The sequence below is a fragment of the Embleya sp. NPDC059213 genome, from assembly GCF_042754445.1.
GTDB lineage: Bacteria > Actinomycetota > Actinomycetes > Streptomycetales > Streptomycetaceae > Embleya.
Genome location: NZ_JBHZAV010000328.1, coordinates 1 through 5,991 on the forward strand (window position 1 = coordinate 1; position 5,991 = coordinate 5,991).

General features: G+C 71.8%; 6 protein-coding genes and 1 riboswitch. Of the genes, 3 read left to right on the forward strand and 3 right to left on the reverse strand.

Features of this window, described 5'->3' with window-relative positions; all coding sequences use genetic code 11:
• Positions 1–87: 87 nt before the first annotated feature.
• Both ACFXMF_RS46345 and ACFXMF_RS46350 read right to left on the reverse strand, forming a co-directional pair.
• Complete coding sequence (locus tag ACFXMF_RS46345) at positions 88–804, reverse strand: GNAT family N-acetyltransferase (protein WP_379991172.1); 717 nt, start codon at positions 802–804, stop codon at positions 88–90.
• Positions 805–992: 188 nt separating this feature from the next.
• Complete coding sequence (locus tag ACFXMF_RS46350; RefSeq protein WP_360312272.1) at positions 993–1,088, reverse strand: putative leader peptide; 96 nt, start codon at positions 1,086–1,088, stop codon at positions 993–995.
• A 219-nt stretch (positions 1,089–1,307) separates the two neighbouring features.
• Positions 1,308–1,418, forward strand: a riboswitch (SAM riboswitch).
• A 36-nt stretch (positions 1,419–1,454) separates the two neighbouring features.
• On the opposite strand from ACFXMF_RS46350, the gene ACFXMF_RS46355 reads away from it, so the two are divergent.
• The 3 genes from ACFXMF_RS46355 (at position 1,455) to ACFXMF_RS46365 (ending at position 4,604) form a co-directional block, all read left to right on the forward strand.
• Complete coding sequence (locus tag ACFXMF_RS46355; RefSeq protein WP_360312270.1) at positions 1,455–1,625, forward strand: hypothetical protein; 171 nt, start codon at positions 1,455–1,457, stop codon at positions 1,623–1,625.
• A gap of 326 nt (positions 1,626–1,951) precedes the next feature.
• Positions 1,952–3,175: an LLM class flavin-dependent oxidoreductase gene (locus ACFXMF_RS46360; RefSeq protein ID WP_379991171.1), complete on the forward strand. Its 1,224-nt coding sequence runs from the start codon at positions 1,952–1,954 to the stop codon at positions 3,173–3,175.
• A 61-nt stretch (positions 3,176–3,236) separates the two neighbouring features.
• Positions 3,237–4,604, forward strand: a complete 1,368-nt coding sequence (locus tag ACFXMF_RS46365; protein ID WP_379991170.1) for an NtaA/DmoA family FMN-dependent monooxygenase — start codon at positions 3,237–3,239, stop codon at positions 4,602–4,604.
• Positions 4,605–4,649: 45 nt separating this feature from the next.
• Here ACFXMF_RS46365 and glpK read toward each other — a convergent pair.
• The coding region (gene glpK / locus ACFXMF_RS46370; protein ID WP_380021263.1) for a glycerol kinase GlpK at positions 4,650–5,991 on the reverse strand (1,342 nt) is incomplete at its 5' end.

Below are 5,991 nucleotides of genomic sequence, written 5' to 3' on the forward strand. Positions count from 1 at the left end.
TTTGTTTGTTGGGTGTGTTGGGGGCTCGTTGTTTTTTATAACCCCGCGCCCCTGCGGGGCGGGCCGCACCCGGAGCGGGCGGCTCGCCTACCCGGCGACCACCGGTTCGACGGGCTCGCCGGCCGGAACCCGCACCGCGACGAAGGACGGCGTGCGCCGCAACCGGAAGCCCAACGACTCGTACAGCCGGATCGCGTTCACGTTGTCGGCCGAAGCGTGCAGGAACGGCGTCTCGCCCCGGGCGGTGATCCCGGCCACCAAGGCCAGGACCAGGCGACTCGCCAGACCGTGCCCGCGCCACGCCGGATCCGTGCACACCGCGCTGATCTCGGTCCAGCCGGGCGGGCGCAACCGTTCCCCGGCCATCGCGATCAGCGCACCGTCGCGACGAACGCCCAGATAGGTGCCCAGTTCGATGGTCCGGGGAAGGAACGGACCCGGTCGGGTACGCCCGACCAGGTCGAGCATCTCGGGCACGTCCGCGGCGGCCAGCCGGACGAGCGAATCGTCGGACCGGCCGACGACCGCGTCGCCCACCAACTGCACCGCGCCGATCCGCATCACCACCTCCCACGGCGGCGGCGGGCGCAACCCGTCGCCGTCCGCGAGCGGCAGGACCGCGCCCGGAGTCGCCAGCGCGGCCAGATCCGCCCAGTCCGCCGGGCCGGGATCGTCGGGCAGGGCCGCGAACGGCGCCACCTCGGCGAGGTAGCGCACCACCCGGCCCCGGCGTTCGGCCAGGCCGGCGTGTGCGCCGGTCAGGGACGCATAGGCCACGTTGTCCAACACACGCACGTCGTTCATGCCGTGCCGATCCTCACTCGGGATGGGGACATCGTCGATCCACTCCGCTCTCGCGTCGACTGAAGCAGGGTCGCCTGGCGAACGCCGACGCGCCGAACCCGGCGGCGACACATCGCACTTCCGGGGCCCGGCCGCAGGGCTCGTCCCGGCAGCGGCCGACGGGCGAACGGTCGGTCTTCCCGGACGGCTCAGGGCGAGCCGGGCAGCGCGGATCGACACGCGGCACTGCTCACCCGCAGCAGGTCGATGTGCCTGCGGGTCGCCAACCGGATCCGAGCCTGCATGATCGGCAGGTTACGAGCTTGATCGCGCCCCGTCAAAGGGTGTCCGGAGTGCGACGCGTCGACGCCGGCCGGTCGGCCCCGCCCCTTCGGGGCGTCGGCCCCGGCGGCGGCAAGACGCCTGCTCCGACCGGTTGTTACCGCGCACAAGGTCGATGGACAAGACCCGCAGGCTGCGTTAGCGTCGCGATGACGGCCGGGATCGGTCGTCGCCGCAGTACGTGTCACGAGTGCCAACGTTCAGCCCCGGCTTGTTGGTCGGCAACCCTCCTTCGCGACGGGGTGCCCCGGGTGAGGACACGGTCGCGCGTCTTTCGCGTGGCAACGCGGGGCCCGCCTCGACGGGCCCAGGGGCAAGGGGACGATGTCATGAGCGGGTGGGTGAACGCGGCGCAACACCGTGCCGCCACGTCCGCCGTGCCGACCCCGGCCACCCACCGGGTGAACTCCCTTGATCACCGCGAGAGTTCACCCCGCACCCGACTGACCCGGCGCCTGTTCATCGATCTGCGCCGCTCCGCCGGCTCGCTCTGTCACTGACCCACCGACACCGTCCCGGGCGTAATCCGCGCTAGCCGCGCGCCCGCCGTCGCGCGTCGTGTGCCGGGTCCACCGGCGGGCCGCGCCCGGCGTTCGAACACGCGCCGATTCCGTCGCCCCGGGTGAACCCGGCGCAAAGCGGCCCGAGTTCGCCGTCCGAGGCGTGCCCGTCCACCGACAACGCGCGCCGATCACCGTGACCGACACCCGCCCCGGGCCCACCGCCGCCTCGAACCCGCCGACGGACCACCGTCCGCGGGCCGGGTCGTGCCGTGACGTCCGGCCGCGATCACCCGCGCCCACCGAACCGGAAAGCGAGACCACCCATGACCACCCCGCACACTCCCGGCCCGCTGCACCTGGCCGTCGCCCTGGACGGCGCCGGTTGGCATCCCGCCGCCTGGCGCGAACCCGAGGCCCGCCCGGGCGAGTTGTTCACCGCCCGCTACTGGAGCGACCTGGTCGCCGAGGCGGGGGCGGGCCTGCTCGACTTCGTCACCATCGAGGACGCACTCGCGCTGCAATCCTCCCGATTCGACGCCGACGACACCCGCACCGACCAGGTCCGCGGCCGCCTGGACGCGGTGCTGATCGCCTCGCGGGTCGCACCGCTGACCCGACACATCGGCCTGATCCCGACCGCCACCGTCACCCACACCGAGCCGTTCCACGTCTCCAAGGCCATCGCCACGCTCGACCACATCAGCCTCGGCCGCGCCGGCTGGCGCGCCCGGGTGTCGCGGCCGGTCGAGAACGCACACTTCGGCCGGCGCGAGCAGGTGCCGTTCACCGTCGAGGACCTGGACCGGCCGGACGTGGTGGCCGCGGTCGGGGAAAGCTTCGCCGAGGCACAGGACTTCGTCGAGGTGGTGCGCCGGCTGTGGGACAGTTGGGAGGACGGCGCGGAGATCCGCGACGCCGCCACCGACCGGTTCATCGACCGGGACAAGCTGCACTACATCGACTTCGTCGGGCCCGGGTTCAAGGTCCGCGGCCCCTCGATCGTGCCGCGCCCGCCACAGGGCCAACCGCTGGTCACCGTACTGGCCCACGCCACGGTGCCGTACCGGCTCGGCGCGCGCACCGCGGACGTGGTGTACGTGACACCGCGCGACCACGACGACGCACGCGCCATCGTCACCGAGATCCGCGCCGAACAGCTCGCCGCAGGACGGGAATCGGAGACGGTGCACGTCTTCGGCGACCTGGTCGTGCTGCTTGCCGAGAGCACCGCCGCGGCCCGGGACCGCAAGGCCCGACTGGACGAACTCGACGGCGCCGAATACGCCGCTGACGCACTCGTGTTCACCGGCACCGCCGCCGACCTCGCGGACACCCTCCAGGACTGGCAACGCGCCGGACTGACCGGATTCCGGCTGCGCCCGGCCGCGGTGCCGCACGACCTGCACGCCATCACCCGCGAACTGGTCCCCGAACTGCAACGCCGAGGCGCCTTCCGCACCGGCTACCCGGCCGGTTCGCTGCGCACCCGACTCGGCCTGCCGCGCCCGGACAGCCGCTACGCCACGCCTGCGGCGGCGGCCTCGTGACCCGCCCCGCCACCGCCCACCCCACCGTCGTCCCGGCCACCGTCCGAAGGGACCCATCCCGATGAGCACATCGCGCAAGCAGATCATTCTCGGCGCCTACGTGGGAGGCGTGAACCATCACACCGTGTGGTCCGATCCCGCGGCCGGCAGCCAGATCGACTTCAGCACCTTCGAACACGTCGCCCGCACCGCCGAACGCGGCCGATTCGACTTCTTCTTCCTCGCGGAGGGCCTGGCCCTGCGCGAACGCCTGGGCCTGATCTTCGATCAGGACGTGGTCGGACGCCCGGACACACTGCCCGTGCTCAGCGCGCTGGCCGCCGTCACCGAACACCTGGGCCTGATCGGCACGGTCAACGCGACCTTCAACGAACCCTACGAACTGGCCCGCCAGTTGAGCACCCTGGACCACCTGTCCGGCGGTCGGGCGGGCTGGAACGTGGTCACCTCCTTCGACGCGTTCACCGGCGCGAACTTCCGCCGGGGCGGCTTCCTGGACCGCAAGGACCGCTACACCCGGGCCGGCGAGTTCCTGGCCGCCGCCCGCGAACTGTGGGACTCCTGGGCGGCGGACGCGGTGGCCGCCGACCGGGACACCGGGATCTTCCTGCGCGACGCCAAGGCCGGTGAATTCGCGTTCACCGGCGAGCAGTTCGACATCTCGGGGCGATTCGACACCCCACGCAGCCCGCAGGGCCGGCCGGTGATCCTGCAGGCCGGCGTATCGCCACAGGGCCGCGACTTCGCCGCCGGCGGTGCCGACGCGATCTTCTCGCCCTACCACCACCTCGACGAGGCACAGGCGTTCTACCGGGACATCCAGGCCCGCGCCGGCCGCCAGGGCAGGCCCCCCGGTTCGGTCAAGCTGCTGCCGCACGCGTCCTTCGTGCTCGGTACCAGCGAGGCCGACGCGGCCGAGCGACACCGCGACATCACCCGGCGCCAAATCGGCGGACGCACCGCGCAGATCCTGCTGGAGACGGTCTGGAACCGCGACCTGTCCGGCTACGACCCGGACGGCCCGCTGCCCGACGTGGACCCCGATCCCGACGGGCCGCCGCTGGTCCAGGGGCGGGCCCGGATCGGCGAGGACGCGCACCGCCGGGTCGCCGAGTGGCGCGCGTTGGCCGAGGCCAACGCGTTCTCGCTGCGCGACCTGGCCATCCACGTGTTCGGCCGCACCGAGTTCGTCGGAACCCCCGAGCAGGTGGCCGAACGCATCGACACGTTCGTCCAGCAGGACGGCTCGGACGGCTTCATCGTGGGCTCCCACCTGACCCCCACCGGCCTGGACGAATTCGTCGACAAGGTCGTCCCACTGCTCCAGGAGCGCGGCTCGCTGCGCACCGACTACACCGGCGCCACCCTGCGCGAGAACCTGGGCATCACCCCGACCGGGCAGCCCGCCGGCGGCGCCCGCGTGGCCTGACCCCCGGGCCGGGGGCGGGCACGAGCCGTTCCCGGCCCGACCGGGTCACCCGTTGGGCACCCAGTCCAACGTGCGGTGCACCGCCCGCTTCCAGTCGGCGTAGCCGCTCTCCCGGCGCTCGCGATCCCATTCCGGCTCCCAGCGGGCGTCCTGATTCCAATTGGCCCGCAACTCGTCGGTGTCCCGCCAGAAACCGACCGCGAGACCGGCGGCGTACGCCGCGCCCAGCGCGGTGGTCTCGGGGACCGTCGGCCGGATCACCGGAACACCCAGCACATCGGCCTGGATCTGCATGCACAGGCTGTTGTCGGTGACCCCGCCGTCCACCTTCAACACGCTCAGTTGCACACCGGAGTCCTTGGCCATCGCGTCCACCACGTCCCGGCTCTGGTAGCAGATCGCCTCCAGCGTGGCCCGGGCGATGTGGCCCACGTGGTGATAGCGGGCGAGCCCGACGATCGCGCCGCGCGCGTCGCTGCGCCAATACGGCGCGAACAGGCCGGAGAAGGCCGGCACGAAGTACACCCCGGCGGTGTCCTCGACCTGCCGGGCCAGCGTCTCGCTGTCCGGAGCCGTCTTGATGATGTGCAACTGGTCGCGCAGCCACTGCACCGCCGACCCGGTCACCGCGATCGACCCCTCCAGCGCGTACACCGGGTCCTGGCCCTCGAAGTGGTAGGCGACCGTGGTGAGCAGACCGTGCTCGGAGCGCACGATGCGATTGCCGGTGTTGAGGAGCATGAAGTTGCCGGTGCCGTAGGTGTTCTTCGCCTCGCCCTCGGCGAAGCACACCTGGCCCACCGTGGCCGCGTGCTGGTCTCCCAGCGTGCCGGTCAGCGGGATACCCACCAGCGGACTCTCGTCGGGCGATCGACCGTAGCCGTCCGGACAACTCGACGGGCGGATCGTCGGCAACATCTCGCGCGGGATGTCGAAGAACGACAACAACTCGTCGTCCCAGTCCAGCGTGCGAAGGTCCATCAGCATCGTGCGCGAGGCGTTGGTGACGTCGGTGACATGCACACCACCGCGCACCCCACCGGTCAGATTCCACAACAACCAGGTGTCGATGGTGCCGAAGATCGCGTCGCCGCGCTCGGCGTCCCGGCGCGCCCCGTCGACGTTCTCCAGGATCCACTGCACCTTGCCCGCCGCGAAGTACGTCGACGGCGGCAGACCCGCCCTGGCCCGGATCACCTCGCCCCGATGATCCCGGTCCAACGCGCGGGCGATCCGGTCGGTACGGGTGTCCTGCCAGACGATCGCGTTGTAGTACGGCCGGCCGGTGTGCCGATTCCACACCACCGTGGTCTCGCGCTGGTTGGTGATGCCCAGCGCGGCGAAGTCGGCGGGCGTGAGGTTGTAGTGGTTGAGCCCACTGGCGACC